This window comes from Mucilaginibacter calamicampi (assembly GCF_042676765.1).
GTDB lineage: Bacteria > Bacteroidota > Bacteroidia > Sphingobacteriales > Sphingobacteriaceae > Mucilaginibacter > Mucilaginibacter calamicampi.
In genome coordinates, this window is record NZ_JBHTHU010000006.1 from 38,963 (window position 1) to 65,508 (window position 26,546).

Sequence of the window (26,546 nt, forward strand, 5' to 3'; positions counted from 1 at the left end):
AGTATAAAAGATTAGTGTGTTTATAGGCCCAATCTTTATTAATTAACTAAGATTAGACAACAGACAGGCCCAATCTTTAATCTTCAATCACCAATCTTCATCACATCAACTAATATACTCCTTATAAATAGCGTCAAACAATACCTTGTTTTCTACAGCCAGGTCAAAAGGGTGGTCAAAAAAGGTATTGCTGTAACCAAGTGATTTAGCTAAATTTTTCAACACCTTAAAATACGTTATTTCAATACCCTCAATTATCTGCAAATAAAACAGAATAAATACGTCTCGCTCTATTGGAGTTTTACCCGATTTAATTACAGAAATATAGGCTTCCAATGTCATCCCCTTCATGCCCAGTATGCTTATTTTAGAAGGCTGCTCATTGATCATATTATAAACAGAATCCAGTTGCATCATTTGCGTTACGGTGTCGTCCTGGCATTCGCGCAGTGCAAGCTTAAGCTGATTTAAAGATGCTATTTCTACTACCTCTGCTAAAAAATCAAGCAGATGTTTTTTTCCAAAGTAAATGTTATTTAAATGCTCCAAAAAAATACGTTTCAAGTGGGCATCGGCTAAAACAACGTCTTTAGGTGTTTGCGGGTCATTAGGGCTTTCTGGCATGACAATAATTGTGAACGCATAAATTTAATATTATTGTATATTATAATGCACACTTGCCAATAATAAATATCAAAGATGCTATGGCAAATAATTTATATTTGCCATACGATAAATTAACCCACTATGTTGCAAAGAATACAAAGTATATATCTTCTGTTTGCCGCGCTGGTAATTGCAGCGCTGTTTGTTTTTCCGCTGGTGCATGATGTATATGTTGACGGGCAATCTGTTACCATAAAAGTTACCGGCATTTACAATTCTGTAAATGGCCAGAGCACGCAATTGCAGGCTTTTACGCCGCTAACCATTGCAACGGTTGTTGTGGCGCTTATACCCATAGCAATTATATTTATGTACGGCGATCGCAAAAGGCAAATTATGCTGTGCTACGGTGCCATGGGTGTTATTTTAGCCTATAGCTATTGGGTATCAACAACTGTAAAAAATGCTATTGGCGGGGCCAACTTAGAAATGTCTAACTACGGGATAGGGATAATTCTGCTTTCGCTGGCCATATTCTTAATTGTGTTTGCGCAAAAAGCAATTCAGAAAGATGAGAAGCTGGTGCGTTCTGCTGATAGATTGAGGTAGGGGATTTCGAATTTCGAATGTTCGATTTCGGATTTATTGTTTAGCTGCTTAGACCGACTATATGAAAACCTGGATAAGAGTATTGTTTTTTTGTGTTGGCTGTACGGCTTTTATAGGCTGCGACAGGGTGACCAAGCAGCTGGCTAAAGAACACCTGATGTACCAGGAACCGCGGTCCTACCTTCACGATACTTTCAGGTTTGAATATGCCGAAAATACAGGTGCTGCCCTGGGCCTGGGCGATAGCTTACCAAAAGTGCTTAGTTTTTGGTTATTAAGCATGGTGCCGCTGGCCATATTAATAGTGTTGTTTGTGTATGTAGTAAGGCAGTTAAATAAACTCGGGTTTCTTAAATTATTTTCCTTCTGCCTCATCCTAGCCGGCGGATTAGGCAATATAATTGACCGTATTGTTTACGACCGCCACGTTACTGATTTTATGAATATGGGCGTAAGTAATATCCGCACGGGCATTTTTAACGTTGCCGATATTTGTGTAACGGCCGGTGTTATTGGGTTGTTTATTGCTTACAATAAAAAGGATAGCGGGTTGTTGAAGCCGGATTTGGCAGGTGAGGAGCTAACGTAAGGGTTTTTGACGAGCACCTCGTATATTGATTAGCTCTATTTGTTTTTTACGAAACTGTACGCGATAAGTAAGAATTGTTAATTTATTTATCGGACCGCGATATAAATTTTTTTGATTAGATTTTTGCAGTATCTCGGGATGTGATGAAAGTGTTGCAAAAAAACTTTCTGTGTCAGAAATAAAGTTTTTGATTTCTCTGTCAGACCAGTTATCCTGAAGGTATCTGACGATGTTATGATAGCCTTTTTCAGCTCGTTTAGTCCAGACTATTTTGAACGCCATTGCTGATACTTAGCCATAACTTCCTCATGCGAAAATACATCACCTCTGTCAGCTTCTGCTATGCCTTCTTCTATCTCAGCTTTTTCTTCCTCATTAATCTGATCCCACCAGTCTTTAGTTTGATCGTTTTTTAGCGCTATAAATTTGGTTAGCACCGAAGGCTCGTTCATGTCTACAAGCCATTTTATGAGACTTAATTTTTCTGCCTGAATGTCCATACTCAAAAATACAGAATAAAACATAAAAAAATCAACTAACCCGTCCTAATAATACCGGGCCTTCCCTTCAATCTTAACATATGGTTCAGTAAAAAAGCCATCTATAAGTGCATTGAACCAATCCTTTTGATAAACAGGCGTTGAATGGCCCGATGCTGGAATTATCCATAAATAGGAGTTAGGGATGGCTTCGGCAATCAATGCTGTATGTTGTACCGGGATGGCTTCATGATCGCCGCCTATTATCAATACCGGAACAGTTATTTTATGTAATTGCTCCGGCTTTATATGCGGGTGCACAAGCAGCATATGGTTAACCTTATAGGCGTTCCTAACCCCCGGCGCTTTGCGGCTTTTTTTCATCGAATCAAGCAGTTGTTTATCTGTTTGCAAAATATCGTTATAAACAAAGGGGTGTAAGGCGGTTGTATCAGGCCATAAATTGGCGCCGGTTGCCGCCAGCTTTTTAACTTTATCAGGATGGCGCATTGCTAACAAAAGGCCGTTGATGCCACCATCGCTCCAACCCACCACGTAAGCTTGTTTAAGTTTTAAATAGTCAAGCAAAGCGTTAAAATCATCGGCCATCATTTCATAGCTTAGTGAGTCCTTGGTATCTGTAGACTTTCCTTGCGCGCGGCTATCTGCCAGTATCACTTTGTGCTTTTTAGAAAAATAGGCTACCTGGTTCTCAAATGATTTCATTGAGCCGCCATTGCCATGTATAAATAGCAAAGGCTCGCCGCTGCCGTAAATTTCATAGTACATGTTAAAGCCCTTGATGGGCGCATAATTGCCCGCGAGCCCATTATCACCATATTTTACAACCGGGTTTTGAGCAAATATTGTTAACGACAGCAACATTGCAAGGGCAATTAAAGGGAGTGATTTAACAGGCATGGTCTTTCTTTTTGTAAATATACTTAATGTCATACTAAACACACATTGCCGCGCCCCTTTGAAATACGGAATAATAACCCTACCTTTGCGCCCGATTTGGCGATGTAGCCAGATACGTTATTTTAAATCATGAACCCATTTATTAATCTGGGAATCCGTCATGATATTGTTAATGCCATCTCTGAGTTAGGCTTTGAAAACCCTACTCCAATCCAGGAACAGTCAATCCCGGTATTGCTTACAGGCAGCAACGATTTTGTCGGATTAGCCCAAACCGGGACCGGTAAAACTGCTGCCTTTGGCCTTCCACTTTTGGAACTGTTGGATTTCGAAGAAAATCATCCCCAGGCGCTTATTCTGTGCCCAACGCGCGAACTTTGTTTGCAAATTACTAACGACATTAAAAACTACGCCAAAAACATGAACAACGTACACGTTGTTGCCGTGTATGGTGGTGCAAGCATTTCTGATCAGTTACGTCAAATTAGACGCGGCGTGCAGATTGTTGTAGCCACACCGGGCCGTATGTTAGATATTATTAACCGTAAAGCGGTTGATTTTTCGCAGGTGCAGTATGTAGTATTGGATGAAGCTGATGAAATGCTCAATATGGGCTTTCAGGAAGATATAGACAATATCCTGTCAACTACGCCAGACGAGAAAAAAACCTGGCTGTTCTCGGCCACCATGCCTTCTGAAGTAAGGCGCATCGCCAAAAAATACATGGATAACCCTTTTGAGTTAACCATGGGCGAAAAAAATACAGGCAACGCCAATATTGAACACGAGTATTACGTAGTGCGTGCCCGGGATAAATACGCAGCATTTAAGCGTATTGTTGATTTTAACCCTGAGATCTTCGGTATAGTATTTTGCCGTACCAAAATTGAAACGCAGGAAATTGCTGAGGCGCTGATAAAAGACGGCTACAATGCCGACTCTTTACACGGCGACCTATCACAACAACAACGTGATAAAGTAATGAAACGCTACCGCGAGCGCAGCCTGCAATTATTAATTGCTACTGACGTTGCCGCGCGTGGTATTGATGTTAACGACGTAACGCACGTTATTAATTACTCCTTGCCTGATGAGATTGAGAATTATACCCACCGTAGCGGCCGTACAGCCCGTGCTGGTAAAACAGGTATCTCTATCGCTATCATTAACTCTAAAGAGTTAGGCAAGATTCGTCAGATTGAGCGTGTTATAGGTAAGAAGTTTGTTAAAGCAGAGATCCCAACAGGATTTGATGTTTGCGAAAAACAACTATTCGCGCTGATACACAAAGTGCATAATGTTGAAGTGAACGAACAGCAGATAGAGCAATACATTCCGCGTATTATGAATGAGTTTGCTGATCTGAGCAAGGAAGATATCATAAAACGTTTTGCTTCATTAGAGTTTAACAGTTTCCTGGAGTATTACAAGAATGCACCGGATCTGAATGCACCTGCTGACGACCGTATCGGCCGTGATAGGCCTGAGCGCGGCGAACGTGGTGAGCGATTTGCCCGTGAAGGAGCTCGTGGTGAGTTTACCCGTTTGTTTATTAACCTGGGTTCTGTTGACGGCTTTAGCCGCGGCGACCTATTAGGTTATATCTGCAATACTGCTAAAATAAGCGGCAAAACTGTAGGTAAGATAGATGTTAAAGGTGTATACTCTTTCTTTGAAGTACCGCATGATGATGTTGCCAAAACGCAGGAAGGCTTTAAAGGCGCTGATTTTCAGGGTCGCGAAGTTAGGATAGAAATATCTGGCGAAGGCACCAGCAGTACCCGTAGCGGCGGCGATCGTCGTGAAGGCGGCTACCGTGGCGGAAATCGCGAAGGTGGTTTCAGAGGCGGCGACAGACGCGAAGGCGGATACCGTGGCGGTGAACAACGGGAAGGCAATGCCGGCGGTGGTTACCGTGGCGGTGAAAGACGTGAAGGTAGCGGCGGTTTCCGCGACTTCTCCGGCAAACGCCGCGAAGACAGACCGGAACGCAGAAGACGTTTTTAAGTTTAGTTTTTTTTATAATGAAAAGCCCGCTGATAATTATTGGCGGGCTTTTTCATTTTATAACTGACTACATCCAGCTCACTAAAAGAACTGCTGTAATTATGTGAATGGCTATTAAAGCGTAGGTTTTCATGGTGATAAAGGTTTTAAACCTGTTATGGCTTAGTTGTCCTCATTTGCGCTTTGGTAATAAACTGGCGATGGCCTTTCTTGTCGACATAAAAGTACCTGCCATACTCGTCGCTGTAAACCAACTCCCCGGTTAGTGCCCAATGGCCCTCGTAGCGATTGTTAGCAACGGCGGCTGCACCTTTAGATGCAACTTCAGAAGTTTTTTGGCCAACAGCCTTAGCGCCGGTAGCGGTTGCATTGCCTACATCTTTGGCCGCAGTTGCGGTTGCATTGCCCACATCTTTAGCGGCCTTTCCAATTTGTTTGGTTACGGGTTTTTTCTCCTGGGCAAAAGTGGTGCTTTCTGCAGCAACAAAAACGGCTGCCGACAGTAAAGCTATTTTAAAAGCATTTTTCATGGTAGTGTTATTTATAACACACTAACACAATTTCTCTGCCAATTGCTTCATTTCAAAAACAGGGGAGCGTTTTTCGTATAAAATAGCATAAACAGCCTCGCAAATGGGCATGTTAACCTTGTATTGTTTGTTGATCTGGTGTAGGCAATTTACTGCATAATAACCTTCAGCTATCATGTTCATTTCCAGCTGGGCCGATTTAACCGTATAGCCCTTGCCTATCATATTACCAAAAGTGCGGTTACGGCTAAACTGCGAATAAGCGGTAACCAGTAGGTCACCCAGGTAAGCAGATTCTTTTATATCACGATCAATAGGGTGAACAACATCCACAAAACGCAATATTTCGCGTATGGCATTAGATATTAATACGGATTGAAAGTTGTCCCCATAACCCACCGCATGGCAAATGCCGCTGGCAATAGCATATATGTTTTTTAACACCGCGGCATACTCGGTGCCCCATATATCGTCAGACGTAATGGTTTTAATATAGCGGGTGTTTATCATCCCCGCAAATTCCGCTGCAAAATCAGCATCACCAGAGGCTACGGTAAGATAAGATAGTTTCTCTAAAGCTACTTCTTCCGCATGGCAGGGGCCGCTCAAAACGGCAAAGTTTTCTGTTGTTATGCCGTAGGCTTTTTTAAGATACTCAAATATAATAAGGTTCTCATCAGGCACTATACCCTTAATTGCCGATATGATCTTTTTGCCTTTCAGATCTTCGGCCGTTATATCTGCCAGCGCTTCCTTTAAAAACGCCGCCGGCACATTGAGTAATACCAGGTCGACACCTGTAATAAGGTCGCGTAAATTGCCCGAAATGTTTTGGGGAGCAACTTTTATTTCAACAGAACTTAAGTAATTAGGGTTATGGCCAAATTTATGAATATGCTCAACAGCTTCGGCATTACGCATCCACCAAAAAATTTCTTTGGGGGTAATGTTATCAGTTAGCATTTTAACGTTGGCCGTAGCCCAGCTACCTCCGCCAACAACCAGTATTTTATTTTGCTTTTGCATTAATATGTCCCGGGCAAAGTAACAAAAAATTGTGCATATGTATTGCGGACGTATGTTAAGCACTATGCCTGCGCCTGCAACCTTATTAATGCATAAGTTGCTTTAAAGCGATTATGTTTTTCTCTATCCGGTTTTTTTCTGACCGAACCTTTGTAAGCTTCAATGCGGAGTTGAGGTGTAGCAAAGCCTGCGCGTTATCAATCTCTTTGTAAAGGTGGCCCAAAAGCGAGTGGTAAAGCGGATTGCCTGTCAGTTGCGTAAGTTTTTCGGCTTCAATAATGGCAGCAGCGTTGCCTTTTGCTTTGGCCAGTGCATACGTGCGGTTAAGGGCCGCCATTGGCGAGTACTCCATTATCAGCAACTTATTATACAACTGTAATATGCTCTCCCATTTTTCGGGCGATGGTGTTTTGCGGGTATGCCAGTAAGCAATTGCCGCTTCAATGTGATAACGGCTCAGTTGGTCGCCATGAGCGGCCCGTACCAGGTAATTGGTGCCCCGGGTTATCAATTCATCATTCCATAAGCTACTGTCCTGGTCGTCATATAAAATGATCTCGCCTTGCTGATCCGTCCGCGCATCAAAGCGCGACGCGTGCAGGCACATCAACGAGAATAAGGCATTCACTGCCGGTACATCTGTTTGACTGTTTTCTATTAAAAGATAATTAAGCCGCATAGCTTCCAGGCACAGTTCCTTGCGCAAATTAGTATTGCCGTTATTAGAATAATAGCCCTCATTAAACAGCAAATACAGGGTGAGCAAAACCGTTTCAAGTCTTTTGTCTATCTCGTTACCTGCGGGGAAAGCAATTTTTACTTTAAGCGTTCTTAGTTTTTCTTTGGCCCGGTGCAGGCGCTTGTTAATGGTTTCTTTGTTGGTTAGAAAGGCGTCTGCAATTTCATCAATACTAAAACCGCAAAGTATGCGTAAAGCCAAACCTATCTGTGCTTCAGTGGGTATAACAGGCTGACAAATGGCAAACATCATTTGCAGCTGACTATCGTTGATGTTTTTTTCTGATAGATCTATTTCCCGTTCGTCATTAAAATGTTGCTCGTTTTGAAGAGCAGGCTGAACTTTCTGATTGAAAATTGCATCCCTTTTTAAATGGTCTTTGGCCTTGTTTTTTGCAACAGTGTACAGCCACGCAGCGGGGTTTTCTGGCGGGCCCTTTATTCTCCAGTTTTCTGATGCTGATAAAAACGTTTCACTAACAATGTCTTCCGCGGTTTCAATGTGCTCAAAGCCAAAATAACGCACAAGCACCGCGGTGATCTTGCGGTGCTCGGTGCGAAATAAGCCGGATAGAATTGCTTCGTGATCCATAAGTAGTTTGATGCTTAGCGTTGCATCGGCATAATTTGCCTAACCTCAACGCAGCCACCGGTGGCTATAATAGGGCAGCCCTTTGAAAGCTCCACTGCCTCGTCTAAAGACGACGCGCGAATAATAGTATAGCCACCAATAGTTTCCTTAACCTCAACATAAGGGCCATTGGTAATTATATTATCCGGTCTTAATACTTTGCCATCCGGGTTAAGGCGGTTGCCCGGGTTAGCTAGTTTGTCCTGGGCGGCAAGGCCACCCATCCAGTCCATCCAGGGTTGTGTAATGGCTTGTAACTGTTCCGGGGTCATTTGCGCGTCGAAGTTCGCGTCGCGGTGAAAGATCAATAAGAATTCATTCATGTTTTTAGAGTTTTAAAGGTTAATAACCCAATGACGCTTTACACCGACTAAATTGGACAACACCATCAAAATTTTTATATACCAAGATACAATTATAAAGTCTCCCCTTAAGGAAGATCTAGTGGGCTTGCAAATAATCCTTTAAACTCGTTCCCAGAATATAGGTCCATCCTTTAGCAAAACTATCTCTCGCGAATGATGAATTATCCTGCGGAAAGCTCTCTATGCCTGAGTGCGTTAGTTTTACCTTAGTTTGATGCCCTTCGTCAAAGAGCTCGATGCTTACCAGCGAATTTCCCGGATAATCCGGGTAGCGCCAGCTGTAGGCAATTTTGCGTTCAAAAACTGCCTCAGTAACCTCGCATTCGTGTTCAAAACGTACACCTTTGTCCTCACCCCAAAAATGAAAGGTAAAGCCTAGCTCCGGCTTAAAATCATCAACATCAAAATACCAGGCTTTCATTTTTACCTTATCAGTAAGGGCCTGCCAAACTGCATTTACCGGCGCATCGTAAGTGCGTTCAATTATAAAAGGTTCTGTTTTCATAACTGTAGTGTTTATTTTAATAGCTTGTTATTGATTTTTGTTTTCCTGTTCCTTAGCCAAAAAGTCACCTAAAGCGTCTAATTTTTCGTTCCAGAATTTTTGGTATTTCGCTGTCCAGTCGGCAACTTGTTTCAACTGTTTAAGTTCCGCATGGCAGTAGCGCTCGCGGCCCTGCTTTGTAACGGTAATAAGCCCGCACTCTGTTAAAATTTTAATATGCTTTGATATGGCGGGGCGGCTTATCTTAAACTGATCGGCCACGTTGTTAAGGTTAAGCGTTTGCTGCGATAACATGCCTATTATCTCGCGCCGCGTAGGGTCGGCAATGGCCTGGAATACGTCTCGTCTCATGAGTGTTTAAATTAGTAACTGATCGGTTACAAATATATATGTAATCACTCGGTTACGCAAAATATTATTTAAAATAAATAATCGTCAGTTTTAAATGTAATTGCAGCAGGGGCAATACAGCATTGTAACATTTCTATAAGGCACATATTTAGTGCCGCTTTTATTATGATTTAAGCGATAAAATTTGTTTTTTTGGCAACGACAAATTCCGTGTTAACTGCGGGATAAACCAATTGTATTAATTTGCGATAGTTTGTATGTACTATTTTAGGGCGCGTAACGTTACTTAAACCCTGATACCCGCAAACGATTGCACCAATTTTTAACCAAATTAATTTAAATTGAAAAATAACTCTATTTACAAAGCGGCTTTGGGCGCAGCAGCAATAGCCCTTATAACAGGTGTTGTTATGGCCTTTGGCGGAAACGGCGCAAATGCCGGTCCGGCATTTATTGCATTTTTTCTGTTATTGGCAATAGGTGTAAAGGTGAACGCCGCACTCGGAAGATTCACTTATACCATATTAATATTCGCATCAACCGTGGCCGCGCTTTACTACCCGGCGTTTTTTACTAACTGGGGCGATTTTAAATTATCCCTGTTATTGATACCACTAATTCAGGTAATTATGTTTGGTATGGGTACATCCATGGGGGTTAAAGATTTTGTAGGCGTTGTTAAAAATCCACGGGGCGTACTTATAGGTGTTGTAAGTCACTTTATTATTATGCCGGGCGTTGGTTTTCTATTGGCAAAAGTTAGTGGCCTGCCGGTAGAAATAGCTGCAGGTATTGTTTTAATAGGATGCTCACCCAATGGTATGGCTTCCAACGTAATATCATACCTGGCAAAAGCCAATCTTGCATTATCTATCACCATTACCGCTGTTTCTACTTTATTATCGCCATTTGTAACTCCGTTATTAATGGGTTGGTTGGCAGGAGCCTTTGTTAAAATAGAGGTTACAAAAATGATGTGGGAAATTGTTAAAATGGTGATACTGCCAATTGGTGCAGGTTTGATCTTTAACGCCATCTTTAAAAAGCAGCAAAAAATTATCGACGTTATTATGCCAATCATATCAATGGCTGGTATTGTAGTAATTATTACCATTATAGTAGCAGCAGGTAATAAAAACCTGTTAACTATAGGCCCGTTATTGCTGTTATTGGTACTTGTACATAATCTTTGCGGTTATACCTTCGGTTATTGGTCTGGCAAACTGTTCAAAATGAATGAGCGCGACTGCCGCACTATGGCTATTGAGGTGGGTATGCAAAATGGTGGTCTGGCAACAGGTATTGCTCAAAGCATGGGCAAAATGGCAACAGTGGGTTTAGCGCCTGCTATATTCAGCCCATTAATGAATATTACCGGTTCCATACTGGCCTCGTACTGGCACGGTAAAAAGCTGGACGATGCTTCTGTTGAGGCAGCAAAGCATGATACCGTTACCAAGCACTAAGAAGAAATAGAAATATTAAAAAAAGAGTTTGCCGGACTAAAATGCTTTAAAAACGCATTTTATGTTCGGCAAATTTGCATATAGAATCCAGCAACTCACTTAGTTCTGTACCTTTTTCGGTAAGCGTATATTCAGTTTTTGGCGGCGGGCCTGATAAATGATGCTTGTGGATAAGCTCATGCTGCTCTAATACTTTCAGCCTGTCGGCTAAAATGTGGTCGCTAATAAACTCCAGGTCTTCCTTTAAGCTGGTAAAACGGTTATGTCCCTCCTCAATACTGAATAAAACCTCGGTCATCCAGCGCTTGCTCAGCAAATAAAGCAACTCGTTAAGGGCGCATTTTTCTTCCAGAAAAGTTTGATTCTGGAAATTGGTGGAACTTAATTTTCTCTCAGACATACAACACTATTTAATAAAAATGAATCAATCGGTTTAATGGCAAACAAGGCTAAAATCCTTTATTTTTGCGATGGCGATAAAGCTATAAAACATAATGCTTTAGAAAGTTTGCGTATCGTAAAAATTTCGTATCAATAGTCCTGTTATTCAAAGCTAACTTATTTATTAGCAAAGGGCAATTTTTTATCAGTTGCTTTATGGCTAATTTTACCTACCAATCAACTTATATGAACAAGAATATTTTCTGGGGATGCTGCGTCTCTGTTTTAGCCATCGGCGGTTTATTATCATTCAAAATATTAGGCACAGGCGCGGCTGATAATGCGGGCCTTACCCTGCCACAAGGTTTTAAAGCTACTGCCATTGCAGAAAATATTGGCAGCGCAAGGCACATAGCTGTTACCCCACAAAATGATATTTACGTCCATTTGGCACGCCCGCAAAACGGCAAAGGTATAGTTGTATTGCATGATAACGGAACAGCTAAGGCTGATGTTAAAACCAGTTTTGGCAATTTTGGCGGTACAGGTTTACGCATAAACAATGGCTACCTGTATGCTTCCTCCAACACCACAGTTTACCGTTATAAACTGAATGCTAATAGCGAAGTAACCAACCCCGATGCCCCCGAAGTGGTGGTTAGCGGCCTGGTATCAAAAAGAACGCATGAGGATAAAGCTATGGCTTTTGATAACGCGGGTAACATGTATGTAAACATAGGCGCTTATTCAAATATATGTTCAGAGCTTGATCCCGATAAAAAAGGCTGCCCTATCTTAGACTCGGCAGGGGCTATTTGGCGGTTCAGAACAGACAAGCTTAATCAGAAACAATCTAACGGTGTTAAATTCGCTTCGGGCTTACGTAACGTTGTAGGGCTTGACTGGAATCAGCAAGCCAATCAACTGTTTGTTATGCAGCATGGGCGCGACTTGCTTACCGTTTTGTTCCCCAAACTTTATACAGCCAAGCAATCGGCCGAACTGCCATCAGAAGCTATGTTTGCTTTAAAAGAAGGCGATAATGCAGGCTGGCCGTATGTTTATTATGATCATCAGAAACAAAAGAACATGATGGGCCCCGAGTATGGAGGCGATGGGCAAAAGGAAGCTGATCCTAAATACCTTAAACCGGTAGTAGGTTATCCGGGCCACTTAGCGCCTGTTGGCTTAATGTTTTATACAGGCAACCAGTTTCCTGCTAAATATAAAAATGGTGCTTTTATAGCATTCCACGGATCATGGAACCGGGCGCCAGAGCCTCAAGAAGGATTTTTTGTTGTTTTTCAGCCATTTAAAAATGGAAGGCCTGACGGACAATGGGAAATTTTTGCTAACGGTTTTGCAGGAACTGCGGAGCAAAAAGCAGCAGGCAGGGCAGAGCATCGCCCGGTTGGCCTGGCACAGGCAAATGATGGCTCCATCTATGTAAGCGATGACAGCAAAGGATTCATTTACAAGATCAGCTACCAGAAATAAATAATGAATACAAGAATAGCCGGAGTATTGCTGGTGATAATTTTTTCGGTTTGGGCCGGCAATAGTAAAGCGCAGGTTAAAAAGCCTGCGCCCACCCGGCCTCCTGCGGCCGCAACGCTAAATAAGGGTAAAGAGGTTTATACCAATACCTGCCTGCCCTGCCATATGGCCGATGGCGGAGGAGTGCCAAAGATGAATCCTCCATTAGTTAAAACTTCCTTTATATTAGGCGACAAAAGCAGATTAATAGGCATTGTATTAAATGGTTTTAGCGAAGACATTGAAATAAACGGTGAGCGGTATTCTAATATCATGCCGCCACAAGTGCAACTAACAGATGTACAGGTTGCCGATGTATTAACCTACGTGCGCAATAGCTTTGGTAATAAGGCAAGTGCTGTTACCGCGGCTGAAGTAAAGGCGGTAAGGGCAGGCAAAAAGTAACTTCGAATTTCAAACAATACTTCATTATTCATAATTCGATATTTAAGGATTGCTCCTTTTTATCAGCTCTTTCTCAATTGCCTTGAGCGCTTTCTGCTTTTTGGCAACGGCGGCTTTCTTTTGCTTTAAAGCTTCAGCCTTTAACAAAGCTTTTTCTGTATGTGTACGCTCGTAATAGCGGCAAAACCAGGTTAAAGGGCATATTTCGCATTTGGGGCTGCGGGCCACACAAATGTAGCGCCCATGCAAAATAAGCCAGTGGTGTGCTATGGCAAGGGTGTCACCGGGGAGATATTTTACTAACTGTTTTTCTACGGCAAGCGGCGTGCGCGCGTTGGTGGTAAGGCCAATACGGTCAGCCACCCTAAACACGTGGGTATCTACCGCAATAGCAGGAGCATTATAAACAACTGAAGCGATAACATTGGCGGTTTTGCGACCAACACCGGGCATTTTTTGCAGGTCGTCAATTTCAGAGGGCACTTCGCCGTTAAAATCATTTAGTAAAACTTTGGCCATGCCCAACAAGTGTTTGGCCTTGTTGTTAGGATAGCTTACGCTGCGTATGTACGAGAAGATCTCCTCCACGCTGGATGCCGCCAGGCTCTCGGGCGTGGGGAAGCGTTCAAATAGCGCCGGCGTTATTTGGTTAATACGTTTATCAGTACATTGGGCAGAAAGAATAACTGCTATAAGCAGTTGAAAGGGATTGCCATAATGCAGTTCGGTTTCGGCATCGGGCTGATTTTTTGAGAAGTATTCAATAAAATGGCGGTAACGTTCTGAGCGTAGCATAATCGCGGATTAAACCGGAGCGCTAAAATAAAAAAAGTCCGGACATGAATGCACCATCTCCGGACCCAATGCTATCTTTTGACCTTCTTACCTAAGACTTCTTGAATAATCAAGCAGGTAATGGATGGTTTGCAGCTTTGGCTTTTTAGCTAAAAGTTCAAGATCTGCACGAAGCGAATGATAAAAGAGCAGGTCATCAGCATTTAAACTTTCTGTAGTACTCATTTTTTCCTCCTCGCTTTGGTTGTCGATAGTTTTTAAAAAAGTAAAGGTTTCACCCATAAGCATTTATTTGATCAGTTAAGTAATTATACGATTTATAACGGTGTGGTGTTTCAATTATTTTACGCAAGATGAAATTTTAATGAAATTTCTGAAGTTTTTTTTTCAGCTCTGCCAATGCTGTAAAACAGGCTGTTTTTGGCTGTAAAAAATATGCCTCAACAATAGGAGGATACAATAAGAGGGTGACGCCCCTAGTAGTATGATTTTTTTAATAAAAAAGAACAATATATATAGGTAATTTGTTGTTTAAGTATGATGTTAGTAGTGGTATTTTGTTAAATTTGCAGCATCAATTATAAGCATGAAGCTTTCAAAAGTTAAGTACTTATTTGTTTTTTTATGCCTGTTTTGTCTGATGGAGAAAACAGGTATTTCTGCTATTTCTTTGTGTTCGCATATAAAAGTGATGATTAGCGCGCCGCAGGCAGAAAAGCAAGCAAGCGAAAACAGCGAAAGCAGCGAGGCTAAACAGGTTGAAGTAAAAGAGTATTGGGCCACCCATCATGAAAATGCTTTTATGCCGGTGCCTGTATTTGCCAAAGTAACACTTTATCCCCGCGAAACATCTCAGCGCCATTATAACTGGTGCCCACCCGTGCCAACGCCCCCGCCCAACTTTAGTGTTTAATAAATAGCATTTGTTAAACTAAATCATGCACCCTATAGCTGCATGATCAATTTTTATTATTAAACATTAAAGACACATGAATTCATATATCAAATCAGGCTTTGTTATGCCTGTAATAGCCGCATTATTTTTAGTAATTAATACCTCAGCAAGCAACGCGCAGCAGGTATCTGATAAAGACATCAAGAAAAACGCCACGCCGGTAAGCAACTCTTTAGCGGCCTTGTCGCGCCTGGAGCCGGTTACTTACCAGTTTAACCGCGAAGAGTTTAAGCAGTTAAACCTGCCCGCCGGAACCCAATATGGTTTTATAGCCGAAGATGTTAAGCAGGTGTTGCCAAGCGCCGTTAGCACTGATGCAAAATGGTATACCGCCGGTAAAAACAACCAGCGTGCCGTCACTGTAAGCACGGTTGATCTGGAAAAGATAGTGCCCCTGTTGGTAGGCGCGGTTAAAGAGCAGCAGGCCGAAATTGAAAAGCTGCGCGCCGAGATACAGGCCCTTAAAAAGTAAGTTTTTAGTTTTGTTTTAGTAGCCCCGGGAAACCGGGGTTTTTTGTTGGCCTGGTTTCAAAAACAACCAAGCACGGCTAAAAACGAGAAAGCAACCTCGTTTACCGGGGTTGCTCATATCTCGCAAATCACAATGTATTAATCTTAGTTCTTAAGGCTCAACTCTTTTGTAAGCATCATTTTGCGCAGGTTGTTCAAAGCGTAACGCATACGGCCAAGTGCTGTGTTGATGCTAACATCAGTAATGTCGGCTATTTCTTTAAAGCTCATATCGCCAAAGTGGCGCATAATTAAAACTTCTTTTTGTTCTGACGGAAGCAACTGTATTAACGATTTAAGGTCCTTATGCGTTTGCTGGCGCACCATGCGGTCTTCCATGCTTTCATCATAGTTGCCTAACACTTCAAAAATATCAAAGTCATCGCCGTTGCTCACCATAGGCGCACGTTTTTCGCGACGGAAATGGTCAATAACCAGGTTATGCGCAATGCGGGTTACCCACGGTAAAAACTTACCTTCCTCGTTATACTTCCCGGCTTTTAAGGTGTTAATAACCTTGATGAAGGTATCCTGAAAAATATCTTCAGCCAAAAAATCATCCTTAACAAGGAGATAGATGGAAGTGTAAATTTTGGTTTGATAACGGCGGATAAGCTCAACAAGTCCTCCCTCTTCGCCGTTTATGTACAGATGGATTAGATCCTGGTCACTTTGCAATTGAAAATCCATAGAAATTACTACTACTTTAAATTAATTAGCTTAAATTTTGTTAGTATAGTTTATTCTATAGACTGATCTCCTCTCAATTAGTTAATTACGTACATCAAATAAAACAAATTTCACTTTAAAAAACAAATAATTTTTTTGTGTCATAATAAAATCTATAGTAGTTTGTTATTTGGATACTGCTAAAAATTTTAGGATTTTTGCGTTTTGAAATTCGACCATGGTCAACAGACCATAGACCATGGCACAGTCGTTGTTAGCACTCCATCGACTATGGACCATGGTCTATCCACTAAAAACAAACATGACCGAAGCAGATAAAGATCCTAAAAAGCATATCATAATAAAGGGTACCCGCGTACACAACCTTAAAAACATTGATGTTGCCATCCCCAAAAACAAGCTGGTGGTGGTAACTGGTATGTCGGGTTCGGGTAAGTCGTCGCTGGCTTTTGATACCTTGTATGCAGAGGGGCAGCGCCGCTATGTAGAAAGCTTATCAGCTTACGCACGGCAGTTTATGGGCCGCATGAATAAGCCCGATGTAGACTACATCCGTGGTATTGCGCCTGCTATAGCCATTGAGCAGAAAGTTATTACATCTAACCCGCGTTCAACTGTGGGTACCTCTACAGAGATATATGACTATTTAAAGCTGCTTTTTTCGCGCATTGGGCAAACCTTTTCGCCGGTATCCGGCGAGGTGGTTAAAAAAGATTCGGTTACTGATGTGATCAACTTTATTATGGCTCTGCCGGATGATACGCAGGTTACCCTGCTTTGCCCCCTGCATCCGCATAATAACCGCAGCATAAAAGAGGAATTGGCTGTTTTAATGCAAAAGGGTTTTGTAAGGGTTGAGCTGGATGGAAGTATACAAAGAATTGAAAGTTTGCTGGAAGATGCCGCCATGGACCATGGACCATTGACCATAGACCATAGCCTCCGCATTGTTATAGACCGTGTTACCAAAGATGCAAGCGATGAAACTATAAGCCGCTTAGGCGACTCGGTACAAACCGCTTTTTTTGAAGGGAAAGGCGATTGCTATGTGCGCTTTAAACAGCCGGATGCTGACGAGGAAACAGAACGATTTTTCTGCGACCGCTTTGAGCTGGACGACATCCGCTTTGAAGAACCTACCCCCAATTTCTTCAGCTTTAACAATCCATACGGTGCCTGTAAGCGCTGTGAGGGCTATGGTAAGGTGATTGGCATAGATGAGGATTTGGTTATCCCCGATAAAAGTAAAACCGTTTACGAGGGCGCTATAGCTCCCTGGCGAGGCGAGAAGATGCGCGAGTGGAATGATCAGTTAATAAAACACGCGCTAAAATTTGATTTCCCTATCCATCGCCAATACAACCAGCTAACCGAAGCGCAGCAACAATTGCTTTGGACAGGCAACCAATATTTCCGCGGGCTTGATGAGTTCTTCAAGGAAATGGAAGCGCAGACTTACAAGATCCAATATAGGGTTATGCTATCCCGCTATCGCGGTAAAACCACTTGCCCGGATTGTAAGGGAAGTCGTTTGCGTAAGGATGCTACCTATGTTAAGATAGACGGCAAATCTATAACCGATATAGTTTTAATGCCTTTGGATAAGGCGCATGCTTTTTTTACCGGCCTGCAACTAAACGATACGCAGACCAAAATAGCCAAACGCCTGCTGGTAGAAATTACCAATCGCTTAGGCTTTTTAAACGACGTGGGTTTAAGTTATTTAACGCTTAACCGTTTATCAAACACACTATCAGGCGGCGAGTCGCAACGGATTAACCTGGCGACCTCCTTAGGCAGTAGTTTGGTGGGTTCTGTTTATGTTTTGGATGAACCCAGCATTGGTCTGCATCCGCGCGATACACAGCGGTTAATAACCGTTTTAAAATCGCTGCGCGATGTAGGGAATACCGTTTTGGTAGTTGAGCACGAAGAAGAGATAATGAAAGCCGCCGACCATATTATTGATATTGGCCCCGAAGCCGGCACACATGGCGGCGAGCTGATATTTACCGGCACTTATGATGAAATTATAAGCGACGAAAAGAGTTTAACCGGCAAATATTTAAGCGGCAAAGAAGAAATAGCTATACCAACCCGCCGCCGTAAATGGAATGATTTTATTGAGATAAAAGGCGCACGCGAGAATAATCTTAAAAATGTTTCGGCTAAGTTCCCCTTGGGGGTGTTTACGGCTGTAACAGGGGTGTCGGGTTCGGGTAAAACAAGTTTGGTTAAGCGCATTTTTGCACCTGCCTTACAAAAAACGCTGGGCAACTATACCGGCGAGCAAACCGGCAGTTATGACGCTATTGAAGGCGATTATAATAAAATTGAACAGGTTGAACTGGTAGATCAAAACCCGATAGGCCGTTCATCCCGGTCTAACCCCGTTACTTATGTAAAGGCTTGGGACGATATACGCAACCTGTTTGCCGCGCAACCCAAAGCAAAGGCGGCAGGATTAAAACCATCGGCATTCTCTTTTAATGTTGAGGGCGGTCGCTGTGATGTTTGCCAGGGCGAAGGCGAGGTGAAGATAGAGATGCAGTTTATGGCTGATATTTTCTTGACCTGCGAAACCTGCGGCGGCCAGCGATTTAAACAGCACGTATTAGATGTTACTTATAATGAAAAGAATGTTAGCGAAGTGCTGAACATGACCATTGAAGATGGACTGGAATTCTTCGCTAAAGAAACCAAGATACTGGCTAAACTTAAACCACTGTTTGATGTAGGTTTGGGTTATGTACAGTTGGGGCAATCGTCAAATACCTTATCAGGCGGCGAGGCGCAGCGTATTAAGCTGGCGTCCTTCCTGGTTAAGGGCAACAACCCGCATAAAACACTCTTTATTTTTGATGAGCCTACTACCGGGCTGCACTTTGCCGATATAAAAAAACTCCTCAAATCATTCGATGCGCTGTTGGAGCACGGCAACACCATTATTGTTATAGAGCACAACATGGACGTTATTAAATGCGCCGACTGGGTAATAGATATTGGCCCGGAAGGTGGCGACAGGGGCGGTAGTGTTGTATTTGAAGGCTTGCCTGAGGATTTGATAAAGGTAGAAGGTAGTTATACCGGGGAGTTTTTGAAGGAGCGGTTTGCTGTTAGTTGATAGAGATTACTCAAGAATACCGACCTTCGCAAAAGATCTAAAAAAAATGTCGTCAGAGCTGAACAACAAAATTACCGAAAAGGAAAATCTTCATCCGCGCAACAGCCACAGGGCAGGGTATGATTTTAAACAACTTTGCAAAAGCAGCCCGCGGTTAAAAGCGTTTGTATTACTAAATCAGTATAATGATGAAACGATAGATTTTAGTGATCCGGAGGCAGTTAAGGCTTTAAACAAAGCCTTGTTAAAACATTTTTATGGTGTTAGCCATTGGGATATCCCGGAAGGCTACCTCTGCCCGCCAATACCTGGGCGCGCTGATTATCTACATTATGTTGCCGATATATTAGCCGAACTTAACAACGGTAAAATACCCACAGGCCATAAAATACAGGTTTTAGACATTGGCATGGGTGCCAATTGCGTTTACCCATTAATTGGCAGCCATGTTTACGACTGGCAATTTGTTGGTACCGATATTGACCCTGTTGCTATTAGTTCGGCACAAAACATTGTAACGTTAAATCCGGAGTTTAAGGATAAGATAGAATTTAGGTTGCAAGCCAACAGGTCGCACATATTTGCCGGCATGATCAAAAAGCACGAGGGTTTTGACCTAACCATGTGTAACCCGCCCTTTCATGCGTCCATGCAGGAAGCACAGATCTCTACCGCCACCAAATGGAAAAAATTAGGTTTTAGCAAACAGGCAACGGCTTTAAATTTTGGTGGCCAAAAAGCTGAGCTTTGGTGTTACGGCGGCGAGGCAGGCTTCATCCGGCGTATGGTTGAGCAAAGTACCGTGGTTGGGCAGCAATGTTTATGGTTTACAACCCTGGTATCAAAAAAAACTACGCTGCCCATTATTTACAAAGCTTTAAAAAACGTTAACGCCTTAGATGTTAAAACCATTACCATGGCACATGGCCAAAAAGTAAGCCGTATTGTGGTCTGGACATTTTTAACCCCGGCAGAACAAACTACCTGGAGAAATAAATTTTGGCAATAACCGCTAAAGAATAACGTAGGCAGGCAGGACGTAAAGGAACCTCCACCCGCCTAACCCTCACTTCACCTCTACAGGTAAAAACGAATAGTTATAACGATATACGCCGTCGTTAAAGGTAAACGTAATGATAAATTTTTCTGTTACCGGTTTGCCATCAACGGTTGCGGGCTCCAGCAAAGGCAGTTTTTGTAGTTGCCGTGACAGGGCTCTAACAAACACATCGTTCTGATAGCTTTGCGGAATCAGATTAATGATCTTGCCAATGGTTGATATTTCGCCTTTAAATACCAACTCATTAAAGCCAAGTCGCCTTATGTCCACGTTTTTAAAAGCTTCGGGCATTAATTGCTCAATCTCGGTGTTAAAGCTGTTAAAACCGTTATAATACTTGGCGGTTATCACCTTTTTAAACATTGACGTGCCGTTGCAGTTGGTCAAAGATATACGCATAGTTTCGGCATGTGTAAACGGAAGCAGATCTGGCGCAACTAAAACTATACGAGAGGAATCCTTGTACGCGCCTATAACCCCGTTGCCTTTTTGAAAAGCGCCGTTTTTATAGGTCTCGGTTAACAGTGTTGTTTCTTCGCCGGCATTGGTGTTTATCGCTTTCCATGTACCGTCTGGTTTACCATTGAGCAATTTTCCTTTCCAATGCAGATCACCAAGCTCTGCCCGGTAATTGCCGGTGCCGTTATCAACGGTTTTGTTGCCTTTTTCATCCCATGCATCAGTTATTTTAATATTAGGGCCGTTAGCTTCAAATGTTAGCCGGGGCTTATTATTGTCATAAAATATCTCCCACTTACCGTCATAAACGCCATTTTTAAAATTGCCGCGCGCCTGCAGGTTGCCGCTTAAAAAGCGGGCTGTAAGCGGGCCTTCTTTTAACCCATTTTCGTTATAAACAACTTCGGTTAAAACCAAACCGGGGTTGGTTTTGCTAACATCTTTTACTTTCCCCTTAAATTTACGCTGAGGCATCTCTAAACGTGCGTAGCGTACAACACTTGCGCAACTGTCTTCAATAAGCTCAAATTTGTCGCTTAATGATAAGTTTACACTATCTCTGTTAATAAATTTAAAGTTTATGTTGCGCATAACAGTGTTGGTTTTAACAAACTGCGCGTTTACCAGGTTAGCGCAAAACAGCAAGCCGGCAAGTACAATAAAGGGTCTCATAACAATTGGTTGGTTAGGTTGATTTTGAGGCAAATTAATAATAAATATTATTCGCAGCAATAGGGGTTACGCCTGCATAAATATTGCGTAGTGCTTGCATCCTGATAAATGCTTTGGAAACTACGCAACCTTATTGTCAATATAAAAAGTAATATAGCGGCAGGCAACATTTATACCTATATTAGCTTTGATGAATAGGCTTAGCGATTACCTGTATGTGTTTATGCTGTGTGTTGCCTTATCATCTTGCAGGTCAAACGATGAAAAGCATACCAAAACGGTATTCAATCTCAACCTTGATGAGGGCCTTACCTCTTTAGATCCCGCCTTTTGCCGTAACCGCAATACTATCTGGATGGATAACCAGTTGTACAACGGTTTGGTGCAGCTGGACGATAGCCTGCAAACCATCCCCGCTATAGCTAAAAATTGGGAAACATCTGCCGATGGTTCCATCTACACCTTCCACCTGCGTAATGATGTTTTTTTTCATGATGACGCGCATTTTAGGGGAGGTAAGGGCAGGAAGGTAACAGCTGCCGATTTTACCTATAGTTTTTCAAGGCTGATAGACCCTAAGGTAGCATCATCAGGCTCATGGATCTTTAGTGATAAGGTTACCGGCAAGGAAGCTTTTGAAGCCGTGAATGATTCTACCTTCCGTATTACATTAAAGCAGCCCTTCGCGCCTTTTTTAAGTATGCTAACTGCACAATATTGCTCTGTGGTGCCGCATGAGGTGGTGGAGTTTTATGGAAAAGATTTCCGCAGTCACCCGGTTGGTACGGGGCCATTCAGGTTTAAATACTGGAAGGAAGGCGAAACGCTTGTTCTGCTAAAAAACGAACAGTATTGGGAACGCGATGCAAGCGGCAAGCACCTGCCTTATCTGGATGCTGTACAGGCAGGCTTTATCGACGATAAGCAGACCTCCTTTCTGGAGTTTCTGAAAAAGAAGCTCGACTTTTTAAATGATATTGATGGCAGCTACCGCGACGATATCCTTACCAAAACGGGCAACATCACCAAAAAATACGAAGATAAATTTCAACTAAGCACCGGTCCGTTTTTAAATACCGTGTACCTGGGGATGCTTGTGGATACCAATTTGGCCATTGTTAAAAACTCGCCCTTACGTAAGTTGAAAGTAAGGCAGGCAATTAATTGCGCTATAGACAAGCGTAACCTGATTAAATACCTGCGCAACGGACTGGCAAGCCCCGGCCAGGCAGGGTTTATACCCACCGGTATGCCCGGCTTTGATGCCCAAAAAGCGCATGGTTACAACTATAACCCTGCCAAATGCCGCCGTTTGCTGGCGGAGGCCGGTTATCCTAACGGCAAAAACATGCCCGTTATAACCCTTAACAGCACAGTAGCCTACCATAACTTAATTGAGTATGTGCAAGGGGAGTTGGACCGCGTAGGCATTAAAACCAATGTTGAAGTGGTGCATGGCGCAAGCCTGCGCGAAATGATAGCCAAAAATGGTATCAACTTTTTTTATGGTAACTGGATAGCAGATTATCCGGATGGCGAAAACTACCTGTCGGTGTTTTACTCAAAAAACAAGATCCCCTTTGGCCCCAATTACACCGGATTTAATAACAGGAATTTAGACAGGCTATACGAATCATCATACCATATAAAAGATGATGCACAACGCCACGCCGTATACCGGCAAATGGATAACCTTATAATGGACCAGGCACCCGTTGTCGTTTTATATTATGATAAGCGTGTTAACTTGTATCAGAATAATATATCGGGCTATAGTGCCAACGCGCAAAATCAACTCACCTTAAAGCGGATCAAGAAGATCAATTAAAGCGGCTAAGCCATCCGCATAAATATAAAAAAGCTGGAGCCTTCATTAGGGCTGCTTTCAAAGCCTATTCGTCCGCCCTGGCGCTCAGTAAACTCTTTGCATAACAAAAGGCCAAGGCCCGCGCCGCGTTCATTGCCCGTGCCAAAGGTGGGCTCTGCTTTCAGCGTAAATATGCTTTTCATTTTTTCGGCAGGAATGCCGGTGCCATTATCCTTAACGCTTATTTTGCATTCGGTTAATTCTACGTGCGCCTCAATATTAATAATACCGCCCGCAGGTGTAAATTTAATGGCATTATTAGCCAGGTTGCGCACTACCAGCTGCAGCATATCAGCATCGGCAATAACATTAACCTGAGCCGGAATTTTGTAGTTAAGCGATATGTTTTTTGACAGGGCCAGCATCTTTTCCATCTCCATCGTGCTTTGCAAGGCTGTTAGCAAATTAACAACTGTTAAATTAACGGTTGCGCCCTCCATTTGCGTTTTAGACCAAAACAACATGTTTGATAACATATCCATAGTGATACGCGTTGAGGTAAGCAGGCTTTTCTCTAACAACACGCGCTGATCAGCATCCACACTATTATCATTAAGCAGTTCAAGATAGTTCTGAATATTTACCAGCGGCGCACGCAGGTCATGTGATATGATGGACATCAGCTTGCTTTTCTCGGCGTTACTTTGCTCTAACTGGGTAGATTGAAGTAGTATCTGTTCGTTACGCACCTCAATAGCCGCGGCTTTTTCTATTACAAGCTGGCGCTCTCTTTCGTAACTTCTGCGGATGAACTTTATAATGATATAGATGGCAATAGCCGGAATAGGGAAGGCGGTAACCCTGTCTATAAACTGCCCTTTGCCTGCTTTAAAAGGGTATTGCACCCATTCTGGATAGTAGTACTCTAACACATGCAGGGTAAGGAAACAGGCTATATAGATAGTTAGCCACAAGCTTTGCTGGCGGTACGGAACCACGGCAAATACCAGTAAAAGGTAAGCCGGCCATATCAGATCGGTTGATCCGTTAATGCCTGCGTTGGTAAAATAGTTTACAGAAAAAATAATGATCCCGGTAAAGCCAAATATTACACTGCTATGCTCTTTGCCCTTAAACCGCGAAATATAGAATTGCCAGGTAAAAACAGCTACAAAGATGATACCTGATAAGGAAGCTATATGCAGGCCCGCAAAAAAATTATAAGGCACATAAAAAGCGCACAGTATAATTATGCAAATAGTAATAGAGTGAAAAATACGGCTCTCCAGCGAAAAAGCTGCTGGGCTACCTATAAGCTCTACCCATAGCTCATTCGCTTTCTTAAAAACAGGAATGCTATGTGTAACCTTTGCTGGCATATAATGGCCCCGGGATGTTAGCTTAAAAATAAGTAGTAGATGTGTTGTTAACGCAGCAAATTATTTATTAGCGTGCCGCGTAGCCATAAACTTACAAAATATTAGTCAATACGATAAATATATAAGGCTTGTTACCATCAGAAGTAATAGGGCGATAATTTCGGCATGTAAAAAAAAAGATACGAATGCGATTTCGTTACAAATTTTGCTATTAAAACCCGCGATTACGTACCAATCAACACACATTTTACGCATCCATAAGGTTATATTAGCACTACCAATAAGCTGTAAAGCTACCTGCCAATTTACACCAACAGTACTGATATTATTTACCGTAAAACTATACTATATACATAACGCTATGGAAAAAGAAGTTAAAAAAGAGCCTGAAGGAATTTCGCGCCGTAAGTTTTTGGAGTCGACAGGTAAAGTCGCGGCAGGTACAATATTGTTAGGGGGCTTTCCTGCAATTGTGCCTTCATCAGTGTTTGGTAAAAGCGCGCCGAGCAACAAAATTAACGTTGCCCAGATAGGGTGCGGCCGTATAGCACGTGTACATGATCTGCCATCTACCTTAAAAATTGCCGATGCCCGTATTATGGCCGTTTGCGATCTTGACAGCAAACGGGTGGATAGTACTAAAAAGTTTATTCAGGATGAATATGCCAAAAGCACCAATAAGGATAATTACATGGATGTTAAAACCTATAGTAATTACCGCGACCTGTTAGCCAATAAGGATATTGATGCGGTTATAATAAGTACACCCGACCATTGGCATGCGCAGTTGGCTGTAGAAGCTGCTTTGGCCGGAAAGCATATTTATTGTCAGAAACCTACATCGCTAACCATTGAGGAAGGGCGCCAGATGAGCGATTTTATCCGCAAAACAGGCGTAGTGTTTCAATTAGGCAGCCAGCAACGCTCTAACGACCCATGGCCGCAGTTTAAACGGGGCTGCGAGTTGGTGCGCAATGGTTTTATTGGCAAACTGCACACAATTAAGGTGGGCTTGCCCGGCGACCCCGCAGGTGGCATAGCAACAGAAATGCCTATCCCCGCTAACTTTAACTATGATATTTGGTTAGGCTCAACTCCTTATACTTACTACACACAGGACAGGGCGCATCCGCAGAACTCCGTTACCGCCAGGCCGGGTTGGTTACGCTGCGAGCAGTTTGGCGCGGGGATGATTACCGGATGGGGTGTGCATCACCTGGATATTGCGCATTGGGCAATGGATACAGAATACTCGGGTCCGTTATCAGCAGAAGCTACTGCCGAGTTCCCTACGAAAGGTTTCTGGAACGTGCATGGCGACTTTGAAGTTACTATGAAATACAAGAACGACGTTAACGTTGTGGTTAGCGGCAAGTTCCCCAATGGTTTGCGTTTTGAGGGTACCGAAGGATGGGTGTTTGTATCGCGCGGCGATACACAGGTAAGCGCGTCTGACCCCTCATCGCCTAAAGTACCTGCCTTTGAAGCCAGCAGCGCGGCTATAACCAACGCGGTTATTAAACCCAACGGCATAAAGTTATATGATAGCCCTGAACAGCACAGAAACTGGATAGAAAGTATCCAAACCAAAAAGCCTAACATTAGTCCGGTAGAGGTGGCGCACCGCTCATGCAGTGCCTGCTTAGTTGCACATGCGGCTATGAAACTGCCACGCAAACTGATTTTTGATCCGAAGAAAGAATTGTTTGTTAACGATCATGAAGCCAACAAGCTGTTATCACGCCCGCAGCGTTATCCTTACGGAACAAGTTTTATAAAGGCGTAGGGTTATTAAGTTTTAGATAAAAATTGGAAGCCCTATGATGATGAATCATGGGGCTTCCAATTTAAAAAATATGCTGTCATTTCGAGCAACAGCGAGAAATCTATACACGTGCTAAGCAGCCAGGACTATCATTGTATAGATCTCTCACTATCGTTCGAGATGAC

Annotated in this window: 28 protein-coding genes; 12 read left to right on the forward strand and 16 right to left on the reverse strand. The window is 42.7% G+C overall.

The window, feature by feature from the left end:
* Positions 1-105: 105 nt before the first annotated feature.
* Positions 106-624 (reverse strand): DUF892 family protein, encoded by a 519-nt coding sequence (locus tag ACFQZS_RS09775; protein WP_377099689.1) that lies wholly within the window; start codon positions 622-624, stop codon positions 106-108.
* A 123-nt stretch (positions 625-747) separates the two neighbouring features.
* On the opposite strand from ACFQZS_RS09775, the gene ACFQZS_RS09780 reads away from it, so the two are divergent.
* Both ACFQZS_RS09780 and lspA read left to right on the forward strand, forming a co-directional pair.
* Positions 748-1,215, forward strand: coding sequence for a DUF4293 domain-containing protein (locus ACFQZS_RS09780; RefSeq protein WP_377099691.1), 468 nt, complete (start codon positions 748-750; stop codon positions 1,213-1,215).
* Between the two features lie 61 nt (positions 1,216-1,276).
* Positions 1,277-1,804 (forward strand): signal peptidase II, encoded by a 528-nt coding sequence (lspA, locus tag ACFQZS_RS09785; RefSeq protein ID WP_377099693.1) that lies wholly within the window; start codon positions 1,277-1,279, stop codon positions 1,802-1,804.
* Here lspA and ACFQZS_RS09790 read toward each other — a convergent pair.
* From ACFQZS_RS09790 to ACFQZS_RS09800, 3 genes are read right to left on the reverse strand one after another with little or no spacing between them, the layout of a single operon-like run.
* Entirely contained in the window at positions 1,796-2,086 is a 291-nt protein-coding gene (locus ACFQZS_RS09790; protein ID WP_377099695.1) for a type II toxin-antitoxin system RelE/ParE family toxin, read from the reverse strand. The two genes, lspA and ACFQZS_RS09790, sit on opposite strands and share 9 nt — an antisense overlap.
* A complete protein-coding gene (locus tag ACFQZS_RS09795) occupies positions 2,071-2,304 on the reverse strand; it encodes a hypothetical protein (protein ID WP_377099696.1) in 234 nt (77 codons plus the stop codon). The genes ACFQZS_RS09790 and ACFQZS_RS09795 overlap by 16 nt, the downstream gene beginning before the upstream one ends.
* A gap of 45 nt (positions 2,305-2,349) precedes the next feature.
* Positions 2,350-3,204 carry an alpha/beta fold hydrolase gene (locus ACFQZS_RS09800; protein ID WP_377099697.1) on the reverse strand — a complete coding sequence of 285 codons (855 nt, stop codon included), beginning with the start codon at positions 3,202-3,204 and terminating at the stop codon, positions 2,350-2,352.
* Between the two features lie 129 nt (positions 3,205-3,333).
* On the opposite strand from ACFQZS_RS09800, the gene ACFQZS_RS09805 reads away from it, so the two are divergent.
* Entirely contained in the window at positions 3,334-5,211 is a 1,878-nt protein-coding gene (locus tag ACFQZS_RS09805) for a DEAD/DEAH box helicase (protein WP_377099699.1), read from the forward strand.
* 155 nt (positions 5,212-5,366) lie between these two features.
* On the opposite strand, the gene ACFQZS_RS09810 is transcribed toward ACFQZS_RS09805, so the two are convergent.
* From ACFQZS_RS09810 to ACFQZS_RS09835, 6 genes are all read right to left on the reverse strand, one after another.
* Complete coding sequence (locus ACFQZS_RS09810) at positions 5,367-5,741, reverse strand: hypothetical protein (RefSeq protein ID WP_377099701.1); 375 nt, start codon at positions 5,739-5,741, stop codon at positions 5,367-5,369.
* 21 nt (positions 5,742-5,762) lie between these two features.
* Positions 5,763-6,767, reverse strand: a complete 1,005-nt coding sequence (locus tag ACFQZS_RS09815) for an NAD(P)H-dependent glycerol-3-phosphate dehydrogenase (RefSeq protein ID WP_377099703.1) — start codon at positions 6,765-6,767, stop codon at positions 5,763-5,765.
* Between the two features lie 85 nt (positions 6,768-6,852).
* The gene (locus ACFQZS_RS09820) at positions 6,853-8,097 is read right to left on the reverse strand and encodes an RNA polymerase sigma factor (protein WP_377099704.1); all 1,245 of its coding nucleotides are present in this window, start codon (positions 8,095-8,097) and stop codon (positions 6,853-6,855) included.
* Between the two features lie 14 nt (positions 8,098-8,111).
* Positions 8,112-8,459 carry a YciI family protein gene (locus ACFQZS_RS09825; RefSeq protein WP_377099706.1) on the reverse strand — a complete coding sequence of 116 codons (348 nt, stop codon included), beginning with the start codon at positions 8,457-8,459 and terminating at the stop codon, positions 8,112-8,114.
* Positions 8,460-8,577: 118 nt separating this feature from the next.
* On the reverse strand, positions 8,578-9,006 hold the full coding sequence (locus ACFQZS_RS09830; RefSeq protein ID WP_377099708.1) for an SRPBCC family protein: 429 nt from the start codon (positions 9,004-9,006) through the stop codon (positions 8,578-8,580).
* A 27-nt stretch (positions 9,007-9,033) separates the two neighbouring features.
* Entirely contained in the window at positions 9,034-9,357 is a 324-nt protein-coding gene (locus ACFQZS_RS09835; protein WP_377099710.1) for an ArsR/SmtB family transcription factor, read from the reverse strand.
* Between the two features lie 341 nt (positions 9,358-9,698).
* Between ACFQZS_RS09835 and ACFQZS_RS09840 the strand changes: the two genes are divergently transcribed.
* Positions 9,699-10,823, forward strand: coding sequence for a bile acid:sodium symporter family protein (locus ACFQZS_RS09840; RefSeq protein ID WP_377099712.1), 1,125 nt, complete (start codon positions 9,699-9,701; stop codon positions 10,821-10,823).
* Positions 10,824-10,869: 46 nt separating this feature from the next.
* Here the strand turns inward: ACFQZS_RS09840 and ACFQZS_RS09845 are convergent, their stop codons facing one another.
* Positions 10,870-11,223: a winged helix-turn-helix transcriptional regulator gene (locus ACFQZS_RS09845; RefSeq protein ID WP_377099714.1), complete on the reverse strand. Its 354-nt coding sequence runs from the start codon at positions 11,221-11,223 to the stop codon at positions 10,870-10,872.
* Between the two features lie 227 nt (positions 11,224-11,450).
* Here ACFQZS_RS09845 and ACFQZS_RS09850 point away from each other — a divergent pair, with 227 nt between their 5' ends.
* Together ACFQZS_RS09850 and ACFQZS_RS09855 are read left to right on the forward strand one after the other, a co-directional pair.
* Positions 11,451-12,701, forward strand: a complete 1,251-nt coding sequence (locus ACFQZS_RS09850) for a PQQ-dependent sugar dehydrogenase (protein ID WP_377099716.1) — start codon at positions 11,451-11,453, stop codon at positions 12,699-12,701.
* A gap of 3 nt (positions 12,702-12,704) precedes the next feature.
* Entirely contained in the window at positions 12,705-13,145 is a 441-nt protein-coding gene (locus ACFQZS_RS09855) for a c-type cytochrome (protein ID WP_377099718.1), read from the forward strand.
* A 42-nt stretch (positions 13,146-13,187) separates the two neighbouring features.
* On the opposite strand, the gene nth is transcribed toward ACFQZS_RS09855, so the two are convergent.
* Together nth and ACFQZS_RS09865 are read right to left on the reverse strand one after the other, a co-directional pair.
* Positions 13,188-13,940, reverse strand: coding sequence for an endonuclease III (gene nth, locus ACFQZS_RS09860; protein ID WP_377099720.1), 753 nt, complete (start codon positions 13,938-13,940; stop codon positions 13,188-13,190).
* A gap of 87 nt (positions 13,941-14,027) precedes the next feature.
* Positions 14,028-14,222: a hypothetical protein gene (locus tag ACFQZS_RS09865; RefSeq protein WP_377099722.1), complete on the reverse strand. Its 195-nt coding sequence runs from the start codon at positions 14,220-14,222 to the stop codon at positions 14,028-14,030.
* Between the two features lie 304 nt (positions 14,223-14,526).
* Between ACFQZS_RS09865 and ACFQZS_RS09870 the strand changes: the two genes are divergently transcribed.
* The gene (locus ACFQZS_RS09870) at positions 14,527-14,853 is read left to right on the forward strand and encodes a hypothetical protein (RefSeq protein WP_377099724.1); all 327 of its coding nucleotides are present in this window, start codon (positions 14,527-14,529) and stop codon (positions 14,851-14,853) included.
* Between the two features lie 76 nt (positions 14,854-14,929).
* Positions 14,930-15,367, forward strand: a complete 438-nt coding sequence (locus tag ACFQZS_RS09875; protein ID WP_377099726.1) for a tail fiber domain-containing protein — start codon at positions 14,930-14,932, stop codon at positions 15,365-15,367.
* A gap of 143 nt (positions 15,368-15,510) precedes the next feature.
* Here the strand turns inward: ACFQZS_RS09875 and ACFQZS_RS09880 are convergent, their stop codons facing one another.
* Complete coding sequence (locus ACFQZS_RS09880) at positions 15,511-16,095, reverse strand: RNA polymerase sigma factor (RefSeq protein WP_377099728.1); 585 nt, start codon at positions 16,093-16,095, stop codon at positions 15,511-15,513.
* A 301-nt stretch (positions 16,096-16,396) separates the two neighbouring features.
* Between ACFQZS_RS09880 and uvrA the strand changes: the two genes are divergently transcribed.
* Both uvrA and rlmF read left to right on the forward strand, forming a co-directional pair.
* The gene (gene uvrA, locus ACFQZS_RS09885) at positions 16,397-19,219 is read left to right on the forward strand and encodes an excinuclease ABC subunit UvrA (protein WP_377099730.1); all 2,823 of its coding nucleotides are present in this window, start codon (positions 16,397-16,399) and stop codon (positions 19,217-19,219) included.
* Between the two features lie 46 nt (positions 19,220-19,265).
* Entirely contained in the window at positions 19,266-20,228 is a 963-nt protein-coding gene (gene rlmF, locus ACFQZS_RS09890; protein WP_377099732.1) for a 23S rRNA (adenine(1618)-N(6))-methyltransferase RlmF, read from the forward strand.
* Positions 20,229-20,285: 57 nt separating this feature from the next.
* Here rlmF and ACFQZS_RS09895 read toward each other — a convergent pair whose 3' ends face one another.
* On the reverse strand, positions 20,286-21,410 hold the full coding sequence (locus ACFQZS_RS09895) for a toxin-antitoxin system YwqK family antitoxin (RefSeq protein WP_377099733.1): 1,125 nt from the start codon (positions 21,408-21,410) through the stop codon (positions 20,286-20,288).
* 190 nt (positions 21,411-21,600) lie between these two features.
* On the opposite strand from ACFQZS_RS09895, the gene ACFQZS_RS09900 reads away from it, so the two are divergent.
* Positions 21,601-23,238, forward strand: a complete 1,638-nt coding sequence (locus ACFQZS_RS09900) for an ABC transporter substrate-binding protein (protein ID WP_377099735.1) — start codon at positions 21,601-21,603, stop codon at positions 23,236-23,238.
* 5 nt (positions 23,239-23,243) lie between these two features.
* On the opposite strand, the gene ACFQZS_RS09905 is transcribed toward ACFQZS_RS09900, so the two are convergent.
* The gene (locus tag ACFQZS_RS09905) at positions 23,244-24,596 is read right to left on the reverse strand and encodes a sensor histidine kinase (RefSeq protein ID WP_377099736.1); all 1,353 of its coding nucleotides are present in this window, start codon (positions 24,594-24,596) and stop codon (positions 23,244-23,246) included.
* A gap of 361 nt (positions 24,597-24,957) precedes the next feature.
* Here ACFQZS_RS09905 and ACFQZS_RS09910 point away from each other — a divergent pair, with 361 nt between their 5' ends.
* A complete protein-coding gene (locus ACFQZS_RS09910) occupies positions 24,958-26,382 on the forward strand; it encodes a Gfo/Idh/MocA family protein (RefSeq protein WP_377099738.1) in 1,425 nt (474 codons plus the stop codon).
* Positions 26,383-26,546 lie beyond the last annotated feature (164 nt).